General features: G+C 72.5%; 17 protein-coding genes and 2 pseudogenes. 7 read left to right on the forward strand and 12 right to left on the reverse strand.

The annotated features are described in order from the left end of the window. Window positions 1-62 precede the first annotated feature (62 nt). The 6 genes from ACH47Z_RS01365 to ACH47Z_RS01390 form a co-directional block, all read right to left on the reverse strand. Window positions 63-1,475, reverse strand: coding sequence for a lysine N(6)-hydroxylase/L-ornithine N(5)-oxygenase family protein (locus ACH47Z_RS01365; RefSeq protein ID WP_399069242.1), 1,413 nt, complete (start codon window positions 1,473-1,475; stop codon window positions 63-65). Then, the gene (locus tag ACH47Z_RS01370) at window positions 1,472-2,902 is read right to left on the reverse strand and encodes a pyridoxal phosphate-dependent decarboxylase family protein (protein ID WP_399069244.1); all 1,431 of its coding nucleotides are present in this window, start codon (window positions 2,900-2,902) and stop codon (window positions 1,472-1,474) included. The genes ACH47Z_RS01365 and ACH47Z_RS01370 overlap by 4 nt, the downstream gene beginning before the upstream one ends. Window positions 2,903-3,047: 145 nt before the next feature. Continuing rightward, entirely contained in the window at window positions 3,048-3,878 is an 831-nt protein-coding gene (locus ACH47Z_RS01375) for an NAD(P)H-binding protein (RefSeq protein WP_399069246.1), read from the reverse strand. A gap of 108 nt (window positions 3,879-3,986) precedes the next feature. Continuing rightward, window positions 3,987-6,518, reverse strand: a complete 2,532-nt coding sequence (pepN, locus tag ACH47Z_RS01380) for an aminopeptidase N (RefSeq protein ID WP_399069248.1) — start codon at window positions 6,516-6,518, stop codon at window positions 3,987-3,989. 96 nt (window positions 6,519-6,614) lie between these two features. Beyond that, the gene (locus ACH47Z_RS01385; protein WP_399069250.1) at window positions 6,615-6,962 is read right to left on the reverse strand and encodes a chorismate mutase; all 348 of its coding nucleotides are present in this window, start codon (window positions 6,960-6,962) and stop codon (window positions 6,615-6,617) included. Window positions 6,963-6,995: 33 nt separating this feature from the next. After that, the gene (locus ACH47Z_RS01390) at window positions 6,996-7,886 is read right to left on the reverse strand and encodes a helix-turn-helix domain-containing protein (RefSeq protein ID WP_399069251.1); all 891 of its coding nucleotides are present in this window, start codon (window positions 7,884-7,886) and stop codon (window positions 6,996-6,998) included. 112 nt (window positions 7,887-7,998) lie between these two features. On the opposite strand from ACH47Z_RS01390, the gene ACH47Z_RS01395 reads away from it, so the two are divergent. Both ACH47Z_RS01395 and ACH47Z_RS01400 read left to right on the forward strand, forming a co-directional pair. Beyond that, complete coding sequence (locus ACH47Z_RS01395) at window positions 7,999-9,756, forward strand: beta-galactosidase family protein (protein ID WP_399069253.1); 1,758 nt, start codon at window positions 7,999-8,001, stop codon at window positions 9,754-9,756. Between the two features lie 58 nt (window positions 9,757-9,814). Next, window positions 9,815-10,696: a hypothetical protein gene (locus ACH47Z_RS01400; RefSeq protein ID WP_399069255.1), complete on the forward strand. Its 882-nt coding sequence runs from the start codon at window positions 9,815-9,817 to the stop codon at window positions 10,694-10,696. 701 nt (window positions 10,697-11,397) lie between these two features. Here the strand turns inward: ACH47Z_RS01400 and ACH47Z_RS01405 are convergent. Continuing rightward, a pseudogene (locus tag ACH47Z_RS01405) lies at window positions 11,398-11,644 on the reverse strand (acetyl-CoA C-acetyltransferase); the annotation flags it as partial. A gap of 24 nt (window positions 11,645-11,668) precedes the next feature. After that, the gene (locus ACH47Z_RS01410; RefSeq protein ID WP_399069257.1) at window positions 11,669-12,280 is read right to left on the reverse strand and encodes a TetR/AcrR family transcriptional regulator; all 612 of its coding nucleotides are present in this window, start codon (window positions 12,278-12,280) and stop codon (window positions 11,669-11,671) included. Between the two features lie 282 nt (window positions 12,281-12,562). Between ACH47Z_RS01410 and ACH47Z_RS01415 the strand changes: the two are divergent. Next, a pseudogene (locus ACH47Z_RS01415) lies at window positions 12,563-12,706 on the forward strand (oxidoreductase); the annotation flags it as partial. Between the two features lies 1 nt (window position 12,707). On the opposite strand, the gene ACH47Z_RS01420 reads toward ACH47Z_RS01415, so the two are convergent. The 4 genes from ACH47Z_RS01420 to ACH47Z_RS01435 all read right to left on the reverse strand — a co-directional run bounded on the left by ACH47Z_RS01420 (window position 12,708) and on the right by ACH47Z_RS01435 (window position 20,771). After that, window positions 12,708-13,436 (reverse strand): vWA domain-containing protein, encoded by a 729-nt coding sequence (locus ACH47Z_RS01420; protein WP_399069259.1) that lies wholly within the window; start codon window positions 13,434-13,436, stop codon window positions 12,708-12,710. A gap of 116 nt (window positions 13,437-13,552) precedes the next feature. Beyond that, on the reverse strand, window positions 13,553-15,016 hold the full coding sequence (locus tag ACH47Z_RS01425; protein WP_399069261.1) for a glutamate synthase subunit beta: 1,464 nt from the start codon (window positions 15,014-15,016) through the stop codon (window positions 13,553-13,555). Next, on the reverse strand, window positions 15,009-19,520 hold the full coding sequence (gltB, locus tag ACH47Z_RS01430; RefSeq protein ID WP_399070340.1) for a glutamate synthase large subunit: 4,512 nt from the start codon (window positions 19,518-19,520) through the stop codon (window positions 15,009-15,011). The genes ACH47Z_RS01425 and gltB overlap by 8 nt, the downstream gene beginning before the upstream one ends. A 519-nt stretch (window positions 19,521-20,039) precedes the next feature. Next, complete coding sequence (locus tag ACH47Z_RS01435) at window positions 20,040-20,771, reverse strand: VIT1/CCC1 transporter family protein (protein ID WP_399069262.1); 732 nt, start codon at window positions 20,769-20,771, stop codon at window positions 20,040-20,042. A gap of 150 nt (window positions 20,772-20,921) precedes the next feature. On the opposite strand from ACH47Z_RS01435, the gene ACH47Z_RS01440 reads away from it, so the two are divergent. The 4 genes from ACH47Z_RS01440 to rbsK all read left to right on the forward strand — a co-directional run bounded on the left by ACH47Z_RS01440 (window position 20,922) and on the right by rbsK (window position 25,247). Beyond that, window positions 20,922-21,476, forward strand: coding sequence for an ADP-ribosylglycohydrolase family protein (locus ACH47Z_RS01440; RefSeq protein ID WP_399069264.1), 555 nt, complete (start codon window positions 20,922-20,924; stop codon window positions 21,474-21,476). An 84-nt stretch (window positions 21,477-21,560) separates the two neighbouring features. After that, window positions 21,561-22,679: an ADP-ribosylglycohydrolase family protein gene (locus tag ACH47Z_RS01445; protein WP_399069266.1), complete on the forward strand. Its 1,119-nt coding sequence runs from the start codon at window positions 21,561-21,563 to the stop codon at window positions 22,677-22,679. Between the two features lie 319 nt (window positions 22,680-22,998). Then, the gene (locus ACH47Z_RS01450; RefSeq protein WP_399069267.1) at window positions 22,999-24,357 is read left to right on the forward strand and encodes an ADP-ribosylglycohydrolase family protein; all 1,359 of its coding nucleotides are present in this window, start codon (window positions 22,999-23,001) and stop codon (window positions 24,355-24,357) included. Continuing rightward, a complete protein-coding gene (gene rbsK / locus ACH47Z_RS01455; RefSeq protein WP_399069269.1) occupies window positions 24,354-25,247 on the forward strand; it encodes a ribokinase in 894 nt (297 codons plus the stop codon). Before ACH47Z_RS01450 ends, rbsK begins: the two co-directional genes overlap by 4 nt. Window positions 25,248-25,318 lie beyond the last annotated feature (71 nt).

Below are 25,318 nucleotides of genomic sequence, written 5' to 3' on the forward strand. Positions count from 1 at the left end.
GCAACCGGCAACACCGCCGTCAGCGGCCTTCTTCCGCGTTTACCCCTTCATTGCCTTCCCTGCTACCTTCCCTCGACAAGCGGAGTGAGCCGCTTCTCCTGCCGGGTCTGCGGCACCCGGGAGTGCTGGTCCTGAAGTCCGAACGTGGTGAAGGCGGTTCGGGCTGCCAGCGGATAGGGGTCCTTACCGGTGAGCGAGTTGAGGATGGTGGCGCTGCGCCAGGCGGCGAGGCCGAGGTCGGGCGCGCCGACGCCGTGGGTGTGCAGCTCGGCGTTCTGGACGTAGACCGCGCCGGTCACGGACGGGTCGAGGACGAGCCGGAACTCCTCGTCGACGCGCGGGCGTTCGCTGCTGTCACGGCGCATGTAGGGGTCGAGCCCGGCGAGGATGCGGCCGAGCGGGCGTTCGCGGTAGCCGGTGGCGAGGACGACCGCGTCGGTGGTGAGCCGGGAGCGGCTGTCCTGCTGGAGGTGCTCCAGATGGAGTTCGACCTTGGTGTTCGCGATCCGGCCGGCCGTACGGACCCGTACGCCGGGGGTGAGGACGGCGTCGGGCCAGCCGCCGCGCAGGGTGCGCCGGTACAGCTCGTCGTGGATGGCGGCCAGGGTGCCCGCGTCGATGCCCTTGTGCAGCTGCCACTGGCCGGCGACGACCCGGTCCCGGACGGGCTCGGCGAGGGCGTGGAAGTAGCGCGTGTAGTCGGGGGTGAAGTGCTCCAGGCCCAGCTTGGAGTACTCCATCGGCGCGAACGCCTCGCTGCGGCCGATCCAGTGCAGCTTCTCGCGGCCCGCGGGGCGGTGGCGCAGCAGGTCGAGGAAGACCTCGGCGCCGGACTGTCCGGAGCCGACGACGGTGACGTGTCCGGCGGCGAGGACGCTGTCGCGGTGGCCGAGGTAGTCGGCGGCGTGGATGACGGGCACGCCGGGGGCGTCCACGAGGGGCTGGAGGGGGTCGGGCACATAGGGGGCGGTGCCGACGCCGAGGACGATGTTGCGGGTGTGGGTACGGCCCAGGGCCTCGGCCTCGCCCTCGGCGTCGAGCTGGGTGAAGTCGACCTCGAACACGTCCTGTTCGGGGTTCCAGCGGACCGAGTCGACCTGGTGGCGGAAGCGCAGCCCGGGGAGGTTCTGCGCGACCCAGCGGCAGTAGGCGTCGTACTCGGTGCGCTGGATGTGGAAGCGCTCGGCGAAGTAGAAGGGGAAGAGCCGCTCGCGGGACCTGAGGTGGTTCAGGAAGCTCCAGGGGCTGGTGGGGTCGGCGAGGGTCACCAGGTCGGCGAGGAACGGCACCTGGATGGTGGCGCCCTCGATGAGCAGGCCGGGGTGCCAGTCGAAGCCGGGGCGCTGTTCGTAGAAGACGGCGTCGAGTTCGGCGAGCGGGTGGGCGAGGGCGGCCAGGGAGAGGTTGCTGGGGCCGATGCCGATGCCGACCAGGTCGCGGGGGGCGGCGGGCTCGGGGGGTGGGGGGTTGGTCATGCGGGGGTGCCTTTTTCTGCGGGTTCCTTCAGAGGGGCTTCTGCGGGGGTCACCGGACGGGCTTCGACGAGTTTCAGCAGGTGGGCCAGGTCGTCCGGCCGGGTATGGGGGTTGAGGAGGGTGGCCTTGAGCCAGAGCCGGCCGTCGGGCCGGGCCCGGCCGAGGACGGCGCGGCCCTCGTGCAGCAGCCGGCGGCGTACGGCGGCCACGTCGTCGTCGGTGGCGCCCGCGGGCCGGAACAGCACCGTGCTGATCACGGGCCGGTCGTACAGCTCGAAGCCGGGGTGCTCGTCGATCAGCGCGGCGAACTCGCGTGCGCGCAGGCAGACGTGGTCGACCAGGGCGCCGAGTCCGGTGCGGCCGAGGGTCTTCAGGGTGACGGCGATCTTGAGGATGTCGGGGCGGCGCGTGGTGCGCAGGGAGCGGCCGAGCAGGTCGGGGAAGCCGGCCTCGGTGTCGTCGTCGGCGTTCAGGTAGTCGGCGCGCTGGTGGAGGGCCGCGAGTTCGGCGGGGCGGGCGACGGCGAGCAGGCCCGCGGCGACCGGCTGCCAGCCGAGTTTGTGCAGGTCCAGGGTGACGGTGTGGGCGGCTTCGAGTCCGGCGAGTTTGTCGCGGTGCCGGTCGCTGAAGAGGAGGCCTGCGCCGTAGGCGGCGTCGATGTGCAGCCGGGCGCCGTGGGCGGCGCACAGGCCGGCGATCTCGGGCAGCGGGTCGATGAGCCCTGCGTCGGTGGTGCCGGCGGTGGCGGCGACGAGCAGCGGGCCGGAGAGCGCGGTGAGGGCCTCGTGCAGGGCGGCCGGGTCGAGGACGCCGCTCGGGGTGGGGACGACGACCGGGTCGGGCAGGCCGAGCAGCCAGGCGGCGCGCGGCAGTGAGTGGTGGGCCTGGGCGCCGCAGACCAGCCGGACGCCACCGTGCGCCTCGCGGGCGAGCAGCAGGGCGAGCTGGTTGGACTCGGTGCCGCCGGTGGTGACCAGGGCGTCGGCGAGCCCTGCGGTGTGGGCGAGGGCGCGGGTGACCGCGGCTTCCAGGGCGGAGGCGGCCGGGGCCTGGTCCCAGGAGTCCAGGGACGGGTTGAGGGCGCTCGCCGCGAGGTCGGCGGCGGTGGCCACGGCGAGTGGCGGGCAGTGCAGATGGGCCGCGCACAGCGGGTCGGCGGGGTCGGCCGAGCCCTCGGCGAGGGCGTGCACGAGGGCGCGCAGGGCGTCGGGGTCACCGTCGTCCGGGAGCGCGTCCCCGAGCACGTCGGCGATCCGCGCGGCGACGGCCTCGTGTCCCCCGGCGGGCACCGGCCCGCCCCGCGCCCGGCCCCCGGCCGCGAGCGCGTCGAGGACGGTGCCGAGCAGGGGGCGCAGGGCCTCGGGGCCGTGCAGGCCGCCGGGGCCCGAGGCGAGGGGCGGGACGAGCGGAGGAGCGTCACCGGTCATCGGCTGTCCTCCGCTCTCGGGCCGGCCTCCGCTGCTCCGTCGGCCTTCGGTTGCCAGCTTGTACTGGAAGAGGCCCGTGTGTCCCGAAAGATCGGCGATCAGAACCCGAAAGTGGGTACTGCCGTGCGGGGAAAATGCGTGGGGATTATGCCCGTCCCCCGAAGTCCTCGACGTGGTCCCGGGCCCACTGGGTGAAGGGGCGGGCCGGGGTGCCCGTGAGCTTCTCGACCGTGTCGTTGATCTCCGGTGCCACGCCGACGGTGGACTCGTAGGTACGCAGCAGCCGTTCGAGCATCTGCGGCGGAACGTGCGGGAACAGCTCCGGGCCCGCCTCGCTCGCGTCCACCTCCACGTACGTCAGTTCCCGGCCGACGGCCGCGCCGATCGCGGCGACCTGCTCGGCGTTGGTGGTGGCCTGCGGCCCGGTCAGCCGGTACACGGCGCCCTGGTGCCCGCCGTCGAGCAGGACACGCTCGGCGACGGCCGCCATGTCGTCCTCGTGGATGGGCGCGCTCAGGGCTCCCGGGTAGACGCCGCGGACGGTGTCGCCGGCGCGGATCTGCGACGCCCACTGCAGGGCGTTGGTGGCGAAGCCGCCCGGCCGCAGGAAGGTCCAGTCGAGCCCGCTGTCGCGGATGTGCCGCTCGACGGTGGCATGCATGACGTGGATGGGGTGGGTCTCGTCGGCGCCCTCATGGATGATGGCGCTGGAGAGCAGGACGACGTGCTTCACCCCGTGGGCGCGGGCGGCGTCCAGCAGCGCGGGCGTGCCGGCCTGCGCGTAGAGGTAGAGGGCCGTCGCCCCGTCGAACAGCGCTGCCGGGTCGTCCGGGTCGAACCGCACGACCTCGGCCCCCTCGGGCAGTGCGGCCCGCTCCGGGTCACGGGTCAGCGCCCGCACGGGCGCGCCCGCGGCGAGGAGACGGTCGACAAGGGCACGGCCGACGTTGCCGGTCGCTCCGGTCACTAAGATCACGGTTCCGCCTTTCAAAGGCTCGGTGTGAACACTCGTGACCGAGCCTAGGAACGCAACCCTCCGCTCCGCATCGTCCGCGGGGAGCAGCCGGGCCCTACGTCTCCGGCCCTACGCCTCTTCTGCCTCTCGTACCTCCTGAGTCGCCTCCTGAGCCACTTCCCGCTCGCCGCGCACCCGCAGGGCGCGGGCGAGGTCGTCGAGGCGGTCGGCGAGGGTGCGGCGCAGGGCCGGGGTGGGGTCGGCGTCGCTCAGGCAGGCCTCGCCGAGGAGCAGGTTCTCGGCGTCGACGGCGTGGGCCGGGAAGGCCCAGCGGCCGACGGCCTGTGCGATGGCGGGGCCGCGGCGGGCGCTGACGGCGACCGCGTCCGGGTAGAAGCGCGGCACGTACTGCCGTACCAGCTCGGCCTGTTCGGGCTGCCAGAAGCCCTGCGCGGTGGCCGTGAAGAGGTAGTTCGACAGGTCGTCGCCCACGAACATCGCCTCCCAGGCGGCCCGCTTGGCCTCCGGGTCGGGCAGGGCGGCGCGGCAGCGGGCGGCGCCCTCCTGGCCGGTGGCGCTGGGGTCGCGCGCCAGCTCGGCGGCGATGGCGGCCTCGTCGGTGGCGCCGAGCACGGCGAGCCGGGCGAGTACGCGCCAGCGCAGCTCGGGGTCGAGCTCCGGCCCGCCGGGCACCGTGCCGTCGGCGAGCCAGGCGGCGATGGTGTCGGGGTGGGCGGCGACGCCGATCAGGTGTCGTACGGCGATCAGGCGCAGGCCGGGGTGGTCGCCGTCCTCGGTGCGGCGCAGCAGGTCGCGGCAGAGGGAGGTGAGCGTGGACAGGGCGGCCGGGCGGTCCTCCGCGCTCAGGTACTGGTCGGCGATCTGGCCGGCGGCGAAGGCGAGGACGCCCTGGACGACGGCCAGGTCGGTCTCGCGCGGGAGGTGGCCGCGGGCCGTCTCCAGGTAGGCGCTGGGCGGCAGTTCGCCGTCGCGCACGGCGTCCCTGAGGGTGTTCCAGACGACCGCGCGGGTGAGCGGGTCGGGCAGGCCGGACAGTCCGGCGCGCACCGCTTCGAAGGACTCGGCGTCGAAGCGGATCTTGGCGTAGGTGAGGTCGCCGTCGTTGAGCAGGAGCAGCGCCGGGCGCTTGCCGATGGGCTGTGCGGCGGTCTGCGGGACGTCGAGGCCGAGGCGCTCACGCAGCACCAGCCGGCCCTCGTCGGCGACGTCGCGGTCGTACAGGCCGGCGGTGAGGCGGTGCGGGCGGCTCCCCGCGCGGTCGACGGTCAGGGTGCAGCTGCCGTCGGCGGAGGCCAGCTGAGGCCGCAGCGTGTCGACGCCGGTGGTGCGCAGCCAGCTGTCGGCCCAGGCGGGCACGTCGCGGTCGGTGGCCGAGGCGAGGGAGTCGATGAAGTCGGCGAGGGTGGCGTTGCCGAACTTGTGCCGGGCGAAGTGGGTGTTGATGCCGGCGAGGAAGTCCTTCTCGCCGAGCCAGGCGGCCAGCTGGCGCAGCGCGGAGGCGCCCTTGGCGTAGGAGATGCCGTCGAAGTTGAGCAGCGCGGAGGCCGTGTCGTCGACCTTCTCGGGGGCGACCGGGTGGGTGGTGGGCCGCTGGTCGGCGTCGTAGCCCCAGGCCTTGCGGGTGACGCCGAACTCGGTCCAGGGGTCGGTGAACCGGGTGGCCTCGGCGGTGGTCTGGTAGCCCATGTACTCGGCGAAGGACTCGTTCAGCCAGATGTCGTCCCACCACCTGAGGGTGACGAGGTCGCCGAACCACATGTGGGCCATCTCGTGCGCGATGACCATGGCGCGGGTCTGCCGCTCGGTGTCGGTGACGGCGGAGCGGTAGACGAAGTCGTCGCGGAAGGTGACCAGGCCGGGGTTCTCCATCGCGCCCGCGTTGAACTCCGGGACGAACGCCTGGTCGTAGGAGTCGAAGGGGTACGGCTCCTCGAACTTCTCGTGGTAGCGGTCGAAGCACGCGCGCGTGACGTCGAAGATCTCGTCGGCGTCGGTGTCCAGGTAGGGCGCGAGGGAGCGGCGGCAGTGGATGCCGAAGGGCAGTCCGCGGTGCTCGGTGCGCACCGAGTGCCAGGGGCCGGCGGCGACGGCGACGAGGTACGTGGAGATCAGCGGGGTGGGCGCGGCCTGCCAGACACCGTCGGCGCGCTGCTCGGTGACGCCGTTGCCGAGGACGGTCCAGCCCTCGGGCGCCGTGACGCAGACCTCGAAGACGGCCTTCAGGTCAGGCTGGTCGAAGGCGGCGAAGACGCGCTGGACGTCGTCCATGAACATCTGCGTGTAGACGTACGTCTCGCCGTCGCTGGGGTCGGTGAAGCGGTGCATGCCCTCGCCGGTGCGGGAGTAGCGCATGACCGCGTCCACGCGCAGCTCGTGCTCGCCCGCGGTGAGGTTCTTCAGCGCGAGCCGGCCGTCGTCGAGCGACTCCGGGTCGAGGGGCTGTCCGTCGAGCGTGACCGCCCGCAGCTCGGCGGGCTTCAGCTCGACGAACGTGTCCCCGGCGGAGCGCGCGGTGAAGCGGATCACGGTGCGGGAGTCGAAGGTCTCGTCCCCGGTGGTGAGGTCCAGTTCGACCGTGTAGCGGTGGACGTCGAGGAGCTGTGCTCGGAGCTGCGCTTCGTCGCGCGTGAGTACGGACATGGACGCCATGCTGCCTGATAGCGCTGACAGCGCACAGGGGGTGGACGGCTTCACGGCAAATGTCCGGATGGTCGGCCACCCCGGCCTCCGGGGAGGTCAGTCGTCCACCGGCTGCCCGTTGGCGGTGTCCTCGGCGATGCGCTCGTGGTGCCGGATGACCTCGGCGATGATGAAGTTCAGGAACTTCTCGGCGAAGGCCGGGTCGAGCTTGGCGTTCTCGGCGAGGCGGCGCAGCCGCTCGATCTGGCGGGCCTCGCGGGCCGGGTCGGCGGGCGGCAGCTGGTGCACGGCCTTGAGCCGGCCGACCTGCTGGGTGGCCTTGAACCGCTCGGCGAGCAGGTGGACGACGGCCGCGTCGATGTTGTCGATGCTGTCGCGCAGCCGGTCCAGTTCCTGGCGGACCTGGGGCTCCATGTCACCGCTGCCGGTGTTGCTGGTGGTCATGGCCGTCAACCCTATGCGGTCGGCGGCCCGCGTCTACGGGGTGTCCGGAGAGTGGATCATCGGGGGGTCGTCGGGGTCCGGGACGCGGTCGCTCCAGCCGCCGGGGACGCTGCGGCCCTGCTGGGCGCGGAAGCGGACCGGGGCGAGGCCCACGCGGCGCGTGAACAGCCGGGAGAAGTAGGCGGGGTCGTCGTAGCCGACGCGGCGGGCGACGGCCGCGACGGGCAGCTCGGTGGCGGCGAGGAGTTCCTTGGCGCGGGCGAGCCGGATGCCGAGCAGATAGTCCTTGGGGCTGCATCCCGCGGCCCGGCGGACGGCGCCGCGCAGCTCGGCGGGGGTCATGCCGTGCACGCGCGCGTGGTCGGCGACGCTCATCGGCGTGCAGGCGTCCCGGGCGAGGGCCTGGAGCACCTCGTCGCCGTCCGGGGCGAGGTCGGCGCGGGCCCGGCGCAGGGCGACGAGGAGCTCGTGCACGGCGGCCCCGGTCTCCACCTCCAGCAGGGGGTTGCCGCGGCGGGCGGCACGGACGATGCGGGCGACCACCGCGCGGGGCCCGGAGGCGTCGGAGAGCGGCACGACGGGCCGCTCGGGCTCGATGTAACCGAGTTCGGTGTACGTCGCGGCGGCGGGCCCGGTGAAGTCCACGAAGCCCTCGTCCCAGCCGGTGCCGGGGTCGGGCGCGTAGTGGTGGGGCACGCCGGGGGTGAGCCAGAGCAGCGCGGGCGCGGTGACGGTCGTACGGCGGCCGTCGGCGCCCCGGTACCAGCCGCCGCCCGAGCTGATCACGACCGCCACGTGGTGGTCGAGGGTGCGCGGGCCGACCGTGGGCAGCGCTCCGTGCTGGAGGCCGACGCCGAGACAGACCAGACCGAGACGGTGGTGGGCGGGGCCGGGGCTGAAGAACCGCATCCAGGTCTGGTACATCGGCGCACCTCCCGGCGTCGGCGACGGCGGACTTCTGTCCAGGTGTTTTGTCCAAGCAGCGCCGATCTTCGTCCATGGCGCGGGGCGCCGCCAGAGGGGGAGGCTTGGCCGCATGAGCGATTTCACGGTGGGGGAAGGCGATTTCCTGCTGGACGGGCAGCCGGTGCGGCTGCTGTCCGGGGCGCTGCACTACTTCCGGGTCCACGAGGCGCAGTGGCGGCACCGGCTGGCGATGCTGCGGGCGATGGGCCTGAACTGCGTGGAGACGTACGTCCCGTGGAATCTGCACGAGCCGCGCCCCGGGAGCTTCCGGGACGTGCGGGCGGTCGGCCGCTTCCTGGACGCGGTCCGGGAGGCGGGCCTGTGGGCGATCGTGCGGCCGGGCCCGTACATCTGCGCCGAGTGGGAGAACGGCGGCCTGCCGGCGTGGCTGACACACGAACTGGGCCCACGCGCGCGTACCCGCGACGAACGGTATCTGTCCCCCGTGCGCGCGTGGTTCGGTCGACTGCTGCGGGAGATCGTCCCCCGGCAGACCGACCGCGGCGGCCCGGTGCTCATGGTGCAGGTCGAGAACGAGTACGGCAGTTACGGCAGCGACGCCGGCCATCTGACGGCGCTGGCCGGGCTGCTGCGCGCGGAGGGGGTGACGGTCCCGCTGTTCACCTCGGACGGGCCCGAGGACCACATGCTGACCGGCGGTTCACTGCCCGGGGTGCTCGCCACGGTGAACTTCGGCTCGCACGCGCGCGTGGCCTTCGACGCGCTGCGCCGCCACCGCCCCGAGGGCCCGCTGATGTGCATGGAGTTCTGGTGCGGCTGGTTCGACCACTGGTCCGGCGAGCACGTCGTACGGGACCCGGACGAGGCCGCCGAGGCACTGCGGGAGATCCTGGAGTGCGGGGCGTCGGTGAACCTGTACATGGCGCACGGCGGCACGAGTTTCGGCGGCTGGGCGGGCGCCAACCGGGGCGGCGGCGCACTGCACGAGGGCCCGCTGGAGCCGGACGTGACCTCGTACGACTACGACGCGCCGATCGACGAACAGGGCCGCCCCACCGAGAAGTTCTGGCGCTTCCGGGAGATCCTCTCCGCGTATCACTCCGCCCCGCTGCCCGAACCGCCGCCGCGACAGCCCGCGTTGGATGCAGCGGCGGAGGCCGCGCTCACGGGATGGGCACCCTTGGGCGACGTACTGTCGGCACTGGGCGGCGAGGAGACCGTGACACCGATGCCACCCTCGTTCGAGGAGCTGGAGGTGACCCGGGGCCTGGTGCGCTACGAGGTGGCGGTGCCGGGGCCGCGGCAGCCGTACCCGCTGACCGTGCGCGGGCTGCGGGACCTGGCGGTGGTGTACGTCGACGGGGTGCGGGCCGGGGTGATCACCGAGGAGGAGCCGCTGCTGAAGGAGCCCGTCGCGGGCCCCGCGCGCGTGGAGCTGTGGGTGGAGTCCCTGGGGCGGGTGAACTACGGGCCGCGGCTCGGCGAGGCGAAGGGCGTCACCGGCGGCATCCTGCACGAGCGGCAGTATCTGCACGGGGTACGCGCGCGTGGGCTGGATCTGGACGCCTTCGAGGCCGGTGTGGACGCGGTGCCGTTCGCCGCGCTGCCCACGGAGGGGGCTCCGGGCCTGTACCGGGGCACGCTCAGCGTCGATGGGGCCGGGGACGCGCGGCTGGAGCTGCCCGGGTGGACGCGCGGCTTCGTCTGGATCAACGGGTTCGGGCTGGGCCGCTACTGGTCGGCGGGTCCCCAGCGGTCCCTGTACGTCCCCGGGCCGGTGCTGCGGGAGGGCGTGAACGAGCTGTGGGTGCTGGAGCTGGAGGAAACCGCCCCGGACCGGCCGGCGCCCCGTCTGCTGCCCGTGTGACCGGCGGCCCGGCGCGCCTACAGTGGAGAGGAGTTCCGGCGTCGATGGGGGTGCGGACGTGGCGAACGGCGGACCCGTCGAGCACGGCTACCCGCACCTGGAGACGGTGCGGGCCGCGGTCAACGCGCTGTACAGGCGCGTGTCCCACGACACCGTCCAGACGTTCTCGGCCAGTGTGGCCCCCGCCGACGTGGCCTTCTGCGACACCGACGACCTGTATCTGGGCGCACAGCGTGTGGCCCGCGAGATCGTGCGGCACTTCCGGCTGCCGGACGCCCGGCTGATCGTCGGCTTCCGGGAGATGACCCACGCGGCCAACGTCGAACTGGCCGCCGGCCCGGAGTACTTCGTCGAGCTGAACGATCGTTTCCGCACCCATCGCCGGGACATCGGCGCGGCGCTCGCCCATGAGGTGGCGCACGTCTATCTGCACCGCCTGGACCTCGCCTTCCCCACGACGGCCGAGAACGAGATCCTGACGGACACGGTGACGACCTACCTGGGCGCGGGCTGGCTGCTGCTGGACGCCTACCGGGAGGACGAGGTCTCCTCGCAGAAGCTCGGCTATCTCACCCCCGAGGAGTTCGGCTATGTCCTGGCCAAGCGGGCGCTGCTGTTCGGCGAGGACCCCTCGGTGTGGTTCACCAGCCCGCAGGCCTACACCGCGTACACCAAGGGCCTGGCCCTGGCCCGCCGGGACGAGCAGCAGCCACCGCTGACCGGCGCGGGCTGGGCGGGCCGGCGCCGCTACGCCCACGACCGCCGGCACGCGCCGTCCGCCGCACCGGGCGCGCCCTACGCCTTCACCCCGGACCCCGCGGGCCACCTCCGCGTGACCTTTCCCTGCCCTACCTGCCATCAGCGGATCCGGGTGCCTGTGCGGGGGCGCGTCCGCGCGCGGTGCGGGGTGTGCCGGAGGGTGCTGGAGTGCGACACCTAGCCCCTCCGCCCACCCGCCCGCCCGTCTCGGTCGGCTCGGTCGGCTGAAAAGCGAGGTCGAGGGGCGTTGTCCTTCTGCGGTCCTTCTCAGCCGGCTGGTCAGGTGGAGGGGTGGGGATGGGACCAGGGTCCGGAGTCCCTCCCGGCCTCCCGGACCCCTCCCGGACCCCTCCTGGGCTCCCGGACATTTCTCAGCCCAAGACCCCAACCCCTGGACCGGCGGAGGCCTCAGGGTGCCTAGCCCCTGGGCCGGCGGAGCCTCAGACCCGGGACTCCTGGACACTCCCGGGACTCTGGACCCCTTCGGTCCGGACCCGGTCCCCGGCCCGGACCTAGGCTCCGGACCAGCGGACCCGGGACTCCCGGACTCCCGAACCCTCCTGGAATCCCGGGCCCGCTCTGGGACCTCCCGGGCATCTCAGCCCAGACGCCGGCTTCCCGGACCACCCCAGCGGACCCCAGACCCAGCCGCCCGGACCAGCGGACCCCTCAGCCCCCGGGACTCCCGGACCCCGTGAATCCCGGACATCGGACCCTCAAGGCCCCGGAGCCCAGCCCGGACCCACTCCGGCCCTCAGCCCCCGGGCCCAGAGCGTCTGAGAGTCCAAGACCCGCGGGTCCAAGGGGCCGGGGCTGAGTGTCCGGGGTTCGCACATCACGGGGGCTGCGGCTCGGTCCGGCGCGATGCGGGTCGGCTCAGCCGTTTTGCACACCGCCCGCGATCACCAGGTCCTGGGTGCCGGAGAGCACGGCCGACGGTCACGCCCGGCAACGTCCCCGGGAGTCCCGCGGCCGGCCGGCAGGTGCGGGTGATGTCCCTGGCCTGCGGCCCCACCACGTCCGCCACGGCGGCCGGGGCGATCCGGGCCCGCTCCACCAGCGCCGTCAGCGCAGGCGCGCCCGGGTCGGCCGGGTGGACCAGGCCTCGGCCATGGCAACTCCCCCACAGAAAAGGGTCGTTACGCGATCGGTGTCACTCGCGTACGGCGATCCCGTCCAGCACCATCGACAGGTACTGGCGGGCGATCTCCTCGGGGCTGTGCCGGCCGCCGGGCCGGTACCAGGAGGCGGCGACCCAGACGGTGTCGCGGACGAACCGGTAGGTGAGGCGGATGTCCAGGTCGGCGCGGAAGACGTGCTCGGCGACCCCGCGCTCCAGCGTGGACAGCCAGGCCTTCTCGAACCGGCGCTGGGACTCGGCGAGGAACGCGAACCGGTCCTGGGCGACGAGTTGCCGGCTCTCCTTCTGATAGATGGCGACGGCCGCGCGGTGCCGGTCGATCTCCCGGAAGGACTCGGTGACGAGCGCCTCCAGCGTCTCGCGGGGCCCGAACCCGGAGGCGAGGACGGTGTCGTAGCCGTCCCACAGCTCGTCGAGGAAGGTCCGCAGGATCTCCTCGAGCATCGACTCCTTGGAGTCGAAGTGGTAGTAGAGGCTGCCCGCCAGCATCCCGGCGTGGTCGGCGATCTTGCGGACGGTGGTGGCGTTGTAGCCGTGCTCGGCGAAGACCTCGGCGGCGGTGGTCAGGAGTTCGCCGCGCCGGGCCGCTGCCGGGGTCACCTGGGGCTTCTTCTTGGTCGGCACGCACCCATTGTGTCCCCGGCCAGGTCAAGCACCGCCTCGCCGATGCGACGACGGCCCTGGAGCTACTCCCGCAGCATCGGCGTCGGACGGCAGGGTGCGGATGCGCCGTACGGTCACGGGCGCGCCGGCGTCGTAGACACGCCGTCCGCCGGGGGTGCGGTCGGCGCCGAGCGAACGCCCCGCACGAGCGGTCCGGCATGACCGCGCCGAGGCCGCAGCCGAGCTGGGCGTGGCCCTCGGCCGTGCGCGGCCAGGTTGTACACGTTCTGCACGCTCGCGATCGGCGCGATCGCCGAGGTCGCCGCCGAACTCGGCGCCACCCGCGCGCAAACGGCGCCGGCCTGGCTGCCGCACCGCGCCCCGGACATCATTCCGGTCCCGGGCACCTCCTCCCCCGCCCACCTCACGGAGAACGCCGGGGGGTGACTCAGGCGGGCGGTCGTACGATCCCCGCGGTGCGTGCGGACGCGAGCCACCGCGGGAACTCGCCGACGAGCCGGTCGTACAGCTCGGCGTCGGACATGCGCTGCGGATCCTGGCCTGCGTGGAAGAAGCCGGCGTTGTCCACGATCCGTGTGCCGGGCACGGGCAGCTCGTCCAGTTTCCGCAGGAAGTCGAACTGCCGGCTGTCCGGGTCGCCGAAGCCGACGAACTGCCAGAACAGCGGGAGTCTGGCCGCCTTGCACAGATAGCGCTCGGCGGCGGGCCTGCTGAGCGGGCCGCCGTCGGTCTGGAAGACGACCAGGGCGGGGGCGGTGGTGCCGCTGTCCAGGTAGTGGTCGATGACGGCGTCCATGGCCAGGTGGTAGCTGGTCTTGCCCATGTGCCCGAGCCCGGCCACGATCCGCTCGACGCTGCCCTCGTGCCGGTCGAGGGCGATGTCGGCGACCGCGTCGACGTCCGTGGAGAAGAACACCACCGGCACCCGCCCGTCGTCGTCCAGGTGCGCGGACAGCCCCAGCACCCGTTCGGCGAGCGCCTGCACGCTGCCGTCCTGGTAGTACGGCCGCATGGAGCCGGAGTGGTCGACCACGAGATAGACGGCGGCGCGCAGCCCGTCCAGGCCGTGCTTGCGCAGGGACACCCCGGCGCTCTTGTACAGGCTGACCAGGGCGGGCGCGGTCTCCTCCACCGTGCGCAGACTGATCGCGGCCATGTCTCCCCCTCGGCTGTGCGGACATGCAACGACGCCTGCCCAGCGTCCGGTCGGGGACAGGGCAGGCGTCGCCAGTGTTCCGTACGCCTTTGTACGGGACGTCTCGGGGTGTGCCGTCAGACCGCCAGGGAGCGGTCGGTCGGGCGGATCGGGGCCGGCAGGTCGCTGGCACCGGTCAGGTGGCGGTCGACTCCGCGGGCCGCCGAGCGGCCTTCCGCGATCGCCCACACGATGAGGGACTGGCCGCGGCCGGCGTCACCGGCGACGAACACACCCGGCACGTTGGTCTGGAAGTCGGCGTCGCGGGCGATGTTACCGCGTTCGTCGAGGTCCAGACCAAACTGCTCCACCAGGCCGTTCTCGCGGTCGGTGCCGGTGAAGCCCATGGCGAGGGTGACCAGCTGGGCGGGGATCTTGCGCTCCGTGCCCGGCTTCGAGGTCAGCTTGCCGTCCACGAACTCCACCTCGGCGAGGTGCAGCCACTGCACGTTGCCGTCCTCGTCGCCCTCGAAGTGGGTGGTGGAGGCGGAGTAGATCCGCTCGCCGCCCTCCTCGTGGGCCGAGGTGACCTTGTACAGGATCGGGAAGGTCGGCCAGGGCTGGTTGGTCGGGTGCCGGTCCTCGTTCGGGCGGGGCATGATCTCCAGCTGGGTGACGGAGGCCGCGCCCTGACGGTGGGCGGTGCCCACGCAGTCCGCGCCGGTGTCACCGCCGCCGATGACGACGACGTGCTTGCCCTCGGCCGAGATCGGGGGCACCACGTAGTCGCCCTCCTGGACCTTGTTGGCCAGCGGCAGGTACTCCATCGCCTGGTAGATGCCCTTGAGCTCGCGGCCCGGCACCGGCAGGTCACGGGCGGTCGTGGCGCCGGCGGCGATCACGATCGCGTCGTACCGCTTCTTCAGGTCGGTCGCCTTGAGGTCGCGGCCGATCTCGATGCCGGTGCGGAAGCGGGTGCCCTCCGCGCGCATCTGCTCGATACGGCGGTTGATGTGCCGCTTCTCCATCTTGAACTCGGGGATGCCGTACCGCAGGAGGCCTCCGATGCGGTCCGCGCGCTCGTAGACGGCGACCGTGTGGCCGGCCCGGGTCAGCTGCTGGGCGGCGGCGAGACCCGCCGGGCCCGAGCCGATGACCGCGACCGTCTTGCCGGACAGGCGCTCCGGGATCTGCGGGGCGACGTCCCCGGTCTCCCACGCCTTGTCGATGATCGAGACCTCGACGTTCTTGATGGTGACCGGCGCCTGGTTGATGCCGAGCACGCACGCCGACTCGCAGGGGGCCGGGCAGAGGCGACCGGTGAACTCCGGGAAGTTGTTGGTCGCGTGCAGCCGCTCCTGGGCGGCCGCCCAGTCCTCGCGGTAGGCGTAGTCGTTCCACTCGGGGATCAGGTTCCCCAGCGGACAGCCGTTGTGGCAGAACGGGATGCCGCAGTCCATGCAGCGGCTGGCCTGCTTGCTGATGATCGGCAGCAGGGAGCCGGGGACGTAGACCTCGTTCCAGTCCTTGACGCGCTCACCGACAGGACGGGTCTTGGCGACCTCGCGGCCGTGGTTCAGGAAGCCCTTCGGGTCAGCCATTGATCGCCGCCTCCATCATCTTCTCGGTGATCTCGGTCTCGGAGAGACCGGCTCGCTCGGCGGCGTCCTTGGCGGCGAGCACTGCCTTGTACGTGCTGGGGATGATCTTGCTGAACCGCGCCGCGGCCACGTCCCAGTCGGCGAGCAGCTTCTCGGCGACCGTCGAGCCGGTCTCCTCGGCGTGGCGGCGCACCACGTCGTGCAGCCACTGCTTGTCCGTGTCGTCCAGCGCCTCGACGGACTCGACGTTGCCGACGTTGACGTTGTCGCGGTCGAGGTCGATGACGTACGCGATACCGCCGGACATGCCCGCCGCGAAGTTGCGGCCGGTCGGGCCGAGGACGACCGCGTGACCACCGGTCATGTACTCGCAGCCGTGGTCGCCCACGCCCTCGGAGACGACCAGCGCGCCGGAGTTGCGGACACAGAACCGCTCACCGGTGCGGCCGCGCAGGAACAGCTCGCCGCCGGTGGCGCCGTAGCCGATCGTGTTGCCCGCGATGGTCGAGTACTCGGCGAGGTGGTCGGCCGCGCGGTCCGGGCGGACGATCACTCGGCCGCCGGAGAGGCCCTTGCCGACGTAGTCGTTGGCGTCGCCCTCCAGACGCAGGGTGACACCGCGCGGCAGGAACGCGCCGAAGGACTGGCCGGCCGAGCCGGTGAAGGTGATGTCGATGGTGTCGTCGGGCAGACCCGCGCCGCCGAACTTCTTCGTCACCTCGTGGCCGAGCATGGTGCCGACCGTGCGGTTGATGTTGCGTATGGCGACCTGGGCGCGCACCGGCTGGGCCTCGATGGCGTCCGAAGCGGCCAGGGCGTCGGCGGCGAGCTTGATCAGCTCGTTGTCCAGCGCCTTCTCCAGGCCGTGGTCCTGGGCGACCACCTGGTGGCGGACGGCGCCCTCGGGCAGCGACGGCACGTGGAACAGCGGCTGAAGGTCCAGGCCCTGCGCCTTCCAGTGGTCGACGGCCCGCTGGACGTCGAGGACCTCGGCGTGGCCGACGGCCTCCTCGATGGAGCGGAAGCCCAGCTCGGCCAGCAGCTCGCGGACCTCCTCGGCGATGAACCGGAAGAAGTTCACCACGTACTCTGCCTTGCCGGCGAAGCGGTCGCGCAGCACCGGGTTCTGGGTGGCGATGCCGACCGGGCAGGTGTCCAGGTGGCAGACGCGCATCATGACGCAGCCGGAGACGACGAGCGGAGCGGTCGCGAAACCGAACTCCTCGGCGCCGAGCAGCGCGGCGATGACCACGTCACGACCGGTCTTCAGCTGGCCGTCGGTCTGGACGACGATCCGGTCGCGCAGGCCGTTGAGCAGCAGGGTCTGCTGGGTCTCGGCGAGGCCCAGCTCCCAGGGACCGCCCGCGTGCTTCAGCGAGGTCAGCGGGGACGCACCCGTACCGCCGTCGTGACCGGAGATGAGCACGACGTCCGCGTGCGCCTTGGAGACACCGGCGGCGACCGTGCCGACGCCGACCTCCGACACCAGCTTCACGTGGATACGCGCGGCCGGGTTGGCGTTCTTGAGGTCGTGGATCAGCTGGGCCAGGTCCTCGATGGAGTAGATGTCGTGGTGCGGCGGCGGGGAGATGAGACCCACGCCGGGGGTGCTGTGCCGCGTCTTCGCGACCCACGGGTAGACCTTGTGGCCGGGCAGCTGGCCGCCCTCGCCGGGCTTGGCGCCCTGGGCCATCTTGATCTGGATGTCGTCCGCGTTGACCAGGTACTCCGAGGTCACACCGAAGCGGCCGGAGGCGACCTGCTTGATGGCGGACCGGCGCGCCGGGTCGTACAGGCGGTCCGGGTCCTCGCCGCCCTCACCGGTGTTGGACTTGCCGCCCAGCTGGTTCATGGCGATGGCGAGGGTCTCGTGCGCCTCCTTGGAGATGGAGCCGTACGACATGGCGCCCGTGGAGAAGCGCTTGACGATCTCGGAGACCGGCTCGACCTCCTCGACGGGGATCGAGGGGCGGTCGGACGTGAAGCCGAAGAGGCCGCGGAGCGTCATGAGCCGCTCGGACTGCTCGTTCACCCGCTCGGTGTACTTCTTGAAGATGTCGTAGCGAGCGGAGCGCGTGGAGTGCTGGAGGCGGAAGACCGTCTCCGGGTCGAACAGGTGCGGCTCGCCCTCGCGGCGCCACTGGTACTCGCCGCCGATCTCCAGCGCGCGGTGCGCCGGGGCGATGCCGGAGGCCGGGTAGGCCTTGGCGTGGCGGGCGGCGACCTCCTGGGCGATGACCTCGATGCCGACGCCGCCGATCTTGGTGGCGGTGCCGTTGAAGTACTTCTCGACGAAGGCCTCGTCCAGGCCGACGGCCTCGAAGACCTGGGCGCCGCGGTAGGAGGCGACGGTGGAGATGCCCATCTTCGACATGACCTTCAGCACGCCCTTGCCGAGGGCGTAGATCAGGTTCTTGATGGCCTTCTCCGGCTCGATGCCGCTGAGGAAGGTGCCGGCGCGCAGCAGGTCCTCGACCGACTCCATCGCCAGGTACGGATTGACGGCGGCGGCGCCGAAGCCGATGAGCAGGGCGACGTGGTGGACCTCGCGGACGTCGCCGGCCTCGACCAGCAGGCCCACGTGGGTGCGCTGCTTGGTGCGGATGAGGTGGTGGTGGACGGCCGCGGTGAGCAGCAGCGACGGGATCGGCGCGTGCTCGGCGTCGGAGTGGCGGTCCGACAGGACGATCAGGCGGGCGCCGTTGTCGATGGCGGCGTCGGCCTCGGCGCAGATCTCCGCGATGCGCGCGGCGAGGGAGTCACCGCCGCCGGAGACCCGGTACAGGCCGGAGAGGGTCGCGGCCTTGAAGCCGGGCATGTCGCCGTCGGCGTTGATGTGGATGAGCTTGGCCAGCTCGTCGTTGTCGATGACCGGGAAGGGCAGCACGACGGACCGGCAGGAGGCGGCGGTCGGGTCGAGCAGGTTGCCCTGCGGGCCGAGGGACGAGCGCAGGGAGGTGACCAGCTCCTCGCGGATCGCGTCCAGCGGCGGGTTGGTGACCTGCGCGAACAGCTGGGTGAAGTAGTCGAAGAGCAGCCGCGGGCGCTCGGACAGGGCCGCGATCGGCGAGTCCGTGCCCATGGAGCCGATCGGCTCGGCGCCGGCCTTGGCCATCGGCGCGAGGATGACGCGCAGCTCCTCCTCGGTGTAGCCGAAGGTCTGCTGGCGGCGGGTGACCGAGGCGTGGGTGTGGACGATGTGCTCGCGCTCGGGCAGGTCGCCCAGCTCGATCTCGCCGGCCTCCAGCCACTCGGCGTAGGGGGCCTCGGCGGCGAGCTGTGCCTTGATCTCGTCGTCCTCGATGATGCGGTGCTCGGCGGTGTCGACGAGGAACATGCGGCCGGGCTGCAGGCGGCCCTTGCGGACGACCTTGGCCGGGTCGATGTCGAGGACCCCGACCTCGGAGCCGAGGACGACGAGGCCGTCGTCGGTGACCCAGTAGCGGCCGGGGCGCAGACCGTTGCGGTCGAGCACGGCGCCGACCTGGGTGCCGTCGGTGAAGGTGACACAGGCCGGGCCGTCCCAGGGCTCCATCATCGTGGAGTGGAACTGGTAGAAGGCGCGCCGGGCCGGGTCCAGTGAGTCGTGGTTCTCCCACGCCTCCGGGATCATCATCAGCACGGAGTGCGGCAGCGAACGGCCGCCCAGGTGCAGCAGCTCCAGGACCTCGTCGAAGGAGGCGGAGTCGGAGGCGTCCGGGGTGCAGACCGGGAAGATGCGCTCCAGCTTCTCCTGGGGACCGAACAGGTCGGAGACCAGCTGCGACTCGCGGGCGACCATCCAGTTGCGGTTGCCCTTGACGGTGTTGATCTCACCGTTGTGCGCGACGAAGCGGTACGGGTGGGCGAGCGGCCACGACGGGAAGGTGTTCGTGGAGAAGCGCGAGTGGACGAGCGCGATCGCGGAGCCGAAGCGGCGGTCGGACAGGTCCGGGAAGAAGGGCTCCAGCTGGCCGGTGGTCAGCATGCCCTTGTAGACGATCGTGCGCGCGGAGAGGGACGGGAAGTAGACACCGACCTCGCGCTCGGCGCGCTTGCGCAGCACGAAGGCCTTGCGGTCCAGCGCGATGCCCTCGCTGGCGCCGTCGGTGACGAAGATCTGCCGGAAGACCGGCATGGTGGAGCGGGCGGTGGCGCCGAGCAGCTCGGGCGCGACCGGGACCGTACGCCAGCCGAGAACCGTCAGGCCCTCCTCGCCGGCGATCGTCTCGATCTTCGAGACGGCGTCCTCGGTGCCCTCCTCCGGCAGGAAGGCTATGCCTACCGCGTACGAGCCCGCCGCGGGAAGGTCGAATCCGGCCACCTCGCGGAAGAAGGTGTCGGGCACCTGGGAGAGGATGCCGGCGCCGTCGCCCGAGTCGGGCTCGGAGCCGGTGGCACCGCGGTGCTCCAGGTTGCGCAGGACGGTGAGCGCCTGCTCGACCAGCGCGTGGGACGCCTCGCCGGTGAGGGTGGCGACGAAACCGACACCACAGGCGTCGTGTTCGTTGCGGGGGTCGTACATACCCTGTGCAGCAGGGCGAGCATCCATGAAGGACCAGTTCTGGCCATTCGCGGAGTGCTGGGACGGCTGGCGCGGCGTACGCATCGGCTCTCCCGTCGTCGTCATGTGGCATGTGGCAGGTGCCGAGGGACGACGTTGGCCCTCTGCGTGTGTCTCAAAATTTCGTGCAGGTTACATGATGGAGCGGTTCTCGGGAACCGGATACTGCGTTCCAACATGCGGACGCCACGGGGTACATGGCAGAGGCGCCGCACGAAGACGGCGGGGGTGCCGCACGGTGACGGCGGGCACCGCTCGGGGCGGCGACACATGAGGGGACCGTCACGGACAAGATCGGTCAGATCGGCGTCCGACGGCCCTGGAGGGCGGGGGGAGCGTCGTCACTCACCCCGCGGGGGTGCGGCAGGCGTCATTGCCGGCAGCGCTTACGGCTCATGCCCGGTGGTCACGCGGTCGAAACCAGCGAGTAACGGGTGATGGCGGCTACTTATGCGGCCCAACGCATAGGTACCGGTCGCACTATCCTACGGCCGTTCCGAACAGGCTGCCCAGGGCGTACGTCACACCGGCCGCCGCACCGCCGAGCGCGAGCTGTCGCAGACCGCTGTACCACCAGCTCCGCGCGGTCACCTTGGCCACGACGGCACCACAGCCGAACAGCCCGACGAGGGCCAGCAGCAGGGCGGGCCACAGCACGGTCGCGCCGAGCAGGTACGGCAGCACGGGCAGCAGGGCGCCGAGGGCGAAGGACCCGAAGGACGAGACGGCGGCGACCAGCGGCGACGGCAGGTCGCCGGGGTCGATCCCCAGCTCCTCACGGGCGTGGATCTCCAGCGCCTGCTCGGGATCCCTGGACAGCTGCCGCGCCACTTCCCGGGCCAGCTCGGGCTCCACACCCCGGGCGACGTACAGTGCTGCGAGCTCGTCCTCCTCGTCCTGCGGGTGCTTGCGCAGCTCACGGCGCTCGACGTCGAGCTCGGCCTCGACCAGCTCGCGCTGGGAGGCGACCGAGGTGTACTCACCGGCGGCCATCGAGAAGGCGCCGGCGGCGAGTCCGGCGAGCCCGGTGATGACGATGGTCTGCTGGCTCACGGCCCCGCCGGCCACACCGGTCATCAGGGCCAGGTTGGAGACGAGGCCGTCCATGGCACCGAAGACGGCGGGGCGCAGCCAGCCGCCGTTGACGTCGCGGTGCGTGTGGTTGTCACGGTGCGCCACGTGCAGCGCGGCCTCGGTTTCGATGATGGCCATCGGAGCCCCCGAATAGCTTAGCCAAAGCTAACTTTGGACGAGTTCTACTTTTCGACAACACTGAAGGTACGCCGCTCGTTCCGTTCCCGCCAGCAAGGAAAGGCTGGGCTAACCTGCGATTTTGCCAACTTTACTCATCTGCATTTGGGGATGCTCAGATGCCAAGCGGGTGACGCGGACGGCTGGGAGGAACAGGCGAGGACGCGCTGTGGGAGTTACGTCACCGACCGCCCGTGCGGTACGGCTCGGCGCTCACCCCGGCCCATGTGGAGGCGGGCGATCGACGGCCAGGTCAGCCACGAGGGCGAGGGCATCTACGGCGGCCAGGCCGTGGCGGCCGGGGTGGCGGCGGTGATGGCGAGGGCTGCGGTGGCCGTGGTGATCGCTTCCGCACTCGCCGTCATCCCGGACGACTCCTGCACGGCACGCTCCCTGCGGCGCGGTCCGCTCCGCGGTGGTCATCGGCGGCTGCCCCCGAACCGACCTGGCCCCGAGGCGGTCGCCCTCGCCTTCGGCGCGTACGCGGCGGCCGACGGCGACTTCAGGGAGGCGGTACTGACGGCCGTCGACATGGGCCGGGACGCGGACACGACGGCGGCGCCGGCCGGCGCCCTCTCCGGCGCGCCCCAGGGCATCTCCGCGATCCCTCCGTCCTGGTCCTCAGCCATCGGCCCGGCCCGCCGAACTGACCAGCCCCACCCATGAGTCGGCTGGGCGGGTGGGCGAAAGGGGGCGGAGCCCCCTGGTTGGGGTGGGGGAGTTCGGGTACGCGGAGACGGAGGGTCGCAAATGACGGTGCGTCGTATCGAGGGGCTTCTGCTCGGGCTTGCCGCAGGAGATGCCGCCGGCCGGCCGGCCGCACGGCACCGGGCCGACCTTATGCCCGAGTGGACCCGGCGCCTCACCCGCGAGCCGGCCACCTTCGCGGAGCAGAGCGCCACCACCATCCTCCCGCTGCCGATCGCCCTCAACCAACCCCCCGAGCCCCTCCGCCCCGGCCCCTCCGACGACGCCGAGTGGGCCGCCTTCGCCGCGGAGGCGGTGCTGCGGGCCGGCGACGACGACGTCCTCGGCGACCTCGGCCGAGAGCGCCGTACCCGTGCCGCCATCGACCTCACCTGGACCGCCGTGGCCGCCGAAGTCGCCGCGGCAGCGGACCGCGCGCCCGAGATCGAGTCGGCCGTCCGCCCCCTGCGCGCCCGCATCTCCGTCCGCGCCGGCCTCGGCAGCCTCGCCGCCGGTCTGCGCCCGCCCGCCACCGGCCACGACAACCCGCACTACTTCGACGACGCCGCCTGCGTCCGCGCCTGCGTACTCGCCGCCGCCCACCCCGGCGACCCCGAACGCGCCGCCGCCCTCGCCGAGTTCGACGCCCGCTACACCCAGGACGGCGACGGCGTGCACGGCGCCCGTGCGATGGCCGCGGCGCTCGCGCTCGCCCTCACCGGCGCCGGCACGGACACCTGCGTGACCGCCGCGCTCGCCGAACTCCCCGCCCGCACGGAGATCGGCCGCAACGCCCGGCACGCACTCGCCCTCGCCGAGGACAGCGAGTCCGCCTTCGCCCTCGTCCCGCTCCTGGAGCACCAGATCGTCGACCACGTCCACAGCTACGGCATCGCCGCCGCCGAGACCGTCCCGGTCGCCCTCGCCCTGGCCACCGCGGCCGGCGGCCGGGTCGACGCGGCCGTACCCGCCGCCGCCTGCCTGTCCCGCGTCGCCGACTCCGCCCCCGCCCTCGCGGGCGCCCTCACCGGAGCGCTCGGCGGCGGCGCGGCCATCCCGCAGACCTGGCGGGACGCCTGCCGCACCCTGTCCGGCTGCGCCCTGCCCCGCCTCACCGGCACCGACCTGGTGGAACTCGCCGGACTCCTGGAAGCCGCGCAACCGGCCCGTCCAGGAGGATGATTCGGGGCATGACGCCCGAAGAACCCGAACAAGAAAGTGGCGGGACATCTCCGTACGGCCTGGACGAACGCATCACCCACGCCGCTCGACCGATCGCGCCATGCCACAAGGGCGACGGCCATATCACTCGACGCGTATGCCGTGGCCGGCCATCTGGTCCAGGACCTGATGACCACCGTTCCTGTGGACTGAGCAGGAGTGAGCCCGCTCAGCCCCGGGGCAGCGACGTGGCCGAGGCCGGCCGCCTGGACCTGTGGGAGCCGGCCCGCACCCTCACCGGGGTCACGCGCGAGATCTTCGCGGCACTCGGAGGCACCGCATGCTCCGACTGACCTGGGTCCAGCCGGAGGACCTGCTGGGCCACGAGCTCCGCCAGGCCCGCCTGGACGGCCGGTCGCCTTCGGCGATCGAGGCCCGCTGGCGCGCGGCGGGCGGCCCGGACGCCCCGGAACGGGCGGGAGCCTCCGCGCACCGCGCGTCCCGGTATCTGCGCCTGCTGGCGGAGGATCTGCTGGACGAACTGGCCGATCTGCCGGGCACGTTGGCCGAGGACGAGCCGACGGAGCTGGCACGGATCAAGTCCCTCTGTCCGGACTGGCCCGCCCCTGTCCGCTCCACCCCCACTGCCGCCGCCCTCGAATCCGCCTGGCTCGGCCGGGCCATCGGCTGCCTGCTCGGCAAACCCGTCGAGAAACTCCCCCTCGACGCCATCCGCGCCCTCGCCCAGGCCGCCGGCAACTGGCCCCTCACCACCTACTTCACCACGGCCGGCGTACCCGAGGACCTCCTCGTCGCCCACCCCTGGAACCGCCGCTCGGCCCCCACCTCCCTCGCCGAGAACATCGACGGTATGCCGGAGGACGACGACCTCAACTACCCGCTCCTCAACCTCCTGCTCCTCCAGCGCCACGGAAAGACCTTCACCACCACGGACGTGGCCCGGCTCTGGCTGGACGAACTCCCGCCCGGCCGCACCTTCACCGCCGAGCGCATCGCCTACCGCAATCTCCTGACCGGCATCGAGCCCCCGCACACGGCCCGCCACCGCAACCCCTTCCGCGAGTGGACCGGCGCTCTGATCCGCGCCGACGTGCACGGCTGGACCAACCCCGGCGACCCGGCCGCCGCAGCCGAACAGGCGTACCGCGACGCGGTGTTGACCCACACGGCCAACGGCGTCTACGCGGCGATGTTCACGGCCGCCGTCATCGCCACCGCGGCCACCGGCAGCCAGGACATCCACGCCTGCCTGCGCACCGGGCGGCAGGTGATCCCGCCCCGTTCCCGGCTCGCGCGGGCGATCGACCACGCCGTTCAACTGGCCGCCTGCCACGGGGACTTCAGCACCGCCGTCGATGAGCTCCACACCACCTACGCCCCCGCCCACCCCTGGGGTCACGCGATCCCCAACACCGCCCTGACCGTCGCCGCGCTCGCCCACGCGGACGGCGACTTCAGCGGGTCCGTCTGCCGTGCGGTGTCCGGGGGATGGGACACCGACTCGAACGGCGCCACGGCCGGCAGCATCGCCGGTCTCCTCGCGGGCGGCCCCGCGGCGCTCCCCGAGCACTGGCGGGCCCCGCTGAAGAACCGGCTCGCCACCACCGTCGCCGACTTCGACGGCACCGGCTTCGACACCCTCGCCCACCTCACCCATCTGGAGACGGCCCGCTCATGACCCACATCGTCGTCCTCGGCAGCACGAACATGGACCTCGTCACCTACGTCACGAAGGCCCCGCAGCGCGGCGAGACCGTGACGGGACGGGAGTTCCGTACGGTCCCCGGCGGCAAGGGCGCCAACCAGGCGATCGCCGCGGCCCGCGCCGGCGCCACCGTCTCGATGATCGGCGCGGTCGGCAACGACGCCTTCGGCCTGCGGATGCGCGACACCCTCGAGCACTCCGGCGTGGACACCGACTTCCTGCGCACGGTCGAGGGTCCGTCCGGCACCGCGCACATCGTGGTGGACGACGAGGGTGGCAACGCGATCGTCGTGATCCCGGGCGCGAACGGCACAGTCGACCATCTCTCCCCGGGCGACGAGGGTGTCCTCGCCTCCGCCGACGCGCTGCTGCTGCAGTTGGAGATCCCGATGGCCGCGGTCGTCGCGGGTGCGCAGGCGGCCCGTCGGCACGGGGTCCGTACGGTCCTCACCCCGTCCCCCGCGCAGCCGCTGCCGCCCGAGCTCCTCGCCGTGACCGATCTGCTCGTGGCCAACGAGTACGAGGCGGTCACCCTCACCGGCCGCACCGACCCGCGCGAGGCGGCCGCCGCCCTGCTGGACCTGGTGCCGGAGACCGTCGTCACCCTGGGCGCGACCGGCAGCCTGTACCGGGCCCGGGGCACCGAGCCGCTCGTGGTCCCGGCGCCGCAGGTGACCGCCGTCGACTCCACGGGCGCCGGGGACACCTTCGTCGGGGCGCTCGCGGTGGCCCTGGCCGAGGAGAAGCCGGTGCGGGAGGCCCTGTCCTGGGCGGCCGCCGCCGCGTCGATCTCCGTCCAGCGGGAAGGGGCGTCGTCGTCGATGCCGTACCGACCGGAGATCGACGCGCAGTACAACGCGTGAGCCCCGCGACCGCACGCCCGTATACGCCGAGGGCGCCCGGAGGAGTTCCGGGCGCCCTCGGCGTCGTACAG

The organism is Streptomyces sp. NPDC020192 (genome assembly GCF_044388685.1).
Taxonomy (GTDB): Bacteria; Actinomycetota; Actinomycetes; order Streptomycetales; family Streptomycetaceae; genus Streptomyces.

Excerpts from the sequence above, each read along its gene's own strand:
- ACH47Z_RS01365 (WP_399069242.1), bottom strand. The coding sequence starts at position 1,475 with ATGACCAACCCCCCACCCCCCGAGCCCGCCGCCCCCCGCGACCTGGTC.
- ACH47Z_RS01370 (WP_399069244.1), bottom strand. The coding sequence starts at position 2,902 with ATGACCGGTGACGCTCCTCCGCTCGTCCCGCCCCTCGCCTCGGGCCCC.
- pepN (WP_399069248.1), bottom strand. The coding sequence starts at position 6,518 with ATGTCCGTACTCACGCGCGACGAAGCGCAGCTCCGAGCACAGCTCCTC.
- ACH47Z_RS01385 (WP_399069250.1), bottom strand. The coding sequence starts at position 6,962 with ATGACCACCAGCAACACCGGCAGCGGTGACATGGAGCCCCAGGTCCGC.
- ACH47Z_RS01390 (WP_399069251.1), bottom strand. The coding sequence starts at position 7,886 with ATGTACCAGACCTGGATGCGGTTCTTCAGCCCCGGCCCCGCCCACCAC.
- ACH47Z_RS01395 (WP_399069253.1), top strand. The coding sequence starts at position 7,999 with ATGAGCGATTTCACGGTGGGGGAAGGCGATTTCCTGCTGGACGGGCAG.
- ACH47Z_RS01420 (WP_399069259.1), bottom strand. The coding sequence starts at position 13,436 with ATGGCCGCGATCAGTCTGCGCACGGTGGAGGAGACCGCGCCCGCCCTG.
- ACH47Z_RS01425 (WP_399069261.1), bottom strand. The coding sequence starts at position 15,016 with ATGGCTGACCCGAAGGGCTTCCTGAACCACGGCCGCGAGGTCGCCAAG.
- gltB (WP_399070340.1), bottom strand. The coding sequence starts at position 19,520 with ATGTACGACCCCCGCAACGAACACGACGCCTGTGGTGTCGGTTTCGTC.
- ACH47Z_RS01435 (WP_399069262.1), bottom strand. The coding sequence starts at position 20,771 with ATGGCCATCATCGAAACCGAGGCCGCGCTGCACGTGGCGCACCGTGAC.
- ACH47Z_RS01440 (WP_399069264.1), top strand. The coding sequence starts at position 20,922 with ATGCTCAGATGCCAAGCGGGTGACGCGGACGGCTGGGAGGAACAGGCG.
- ACH47Z_RS01445 (WP_399069266.1), top strand. The coding sequence starts at position 21,561 with ATGACGGTGCGTCGTATCGAGGGGCTTCTGCTCGGGCTTGCCGCAGGA.
- ACH47Z_RS01450 (WP_399069267.1), top strand. The coding sequence starts at position 22,999 with ATGCTCCGACTGACCTGGGTCCAGCCGGAGGACCTGCTGGGCCACGAG.
- rbsK (WP_399069269.1), top strand. The coding sequence starts at position 24,354 with ATGACCCACATCGTCGTCCTCGGCAGCACGAACATGGACCTCGTCACC.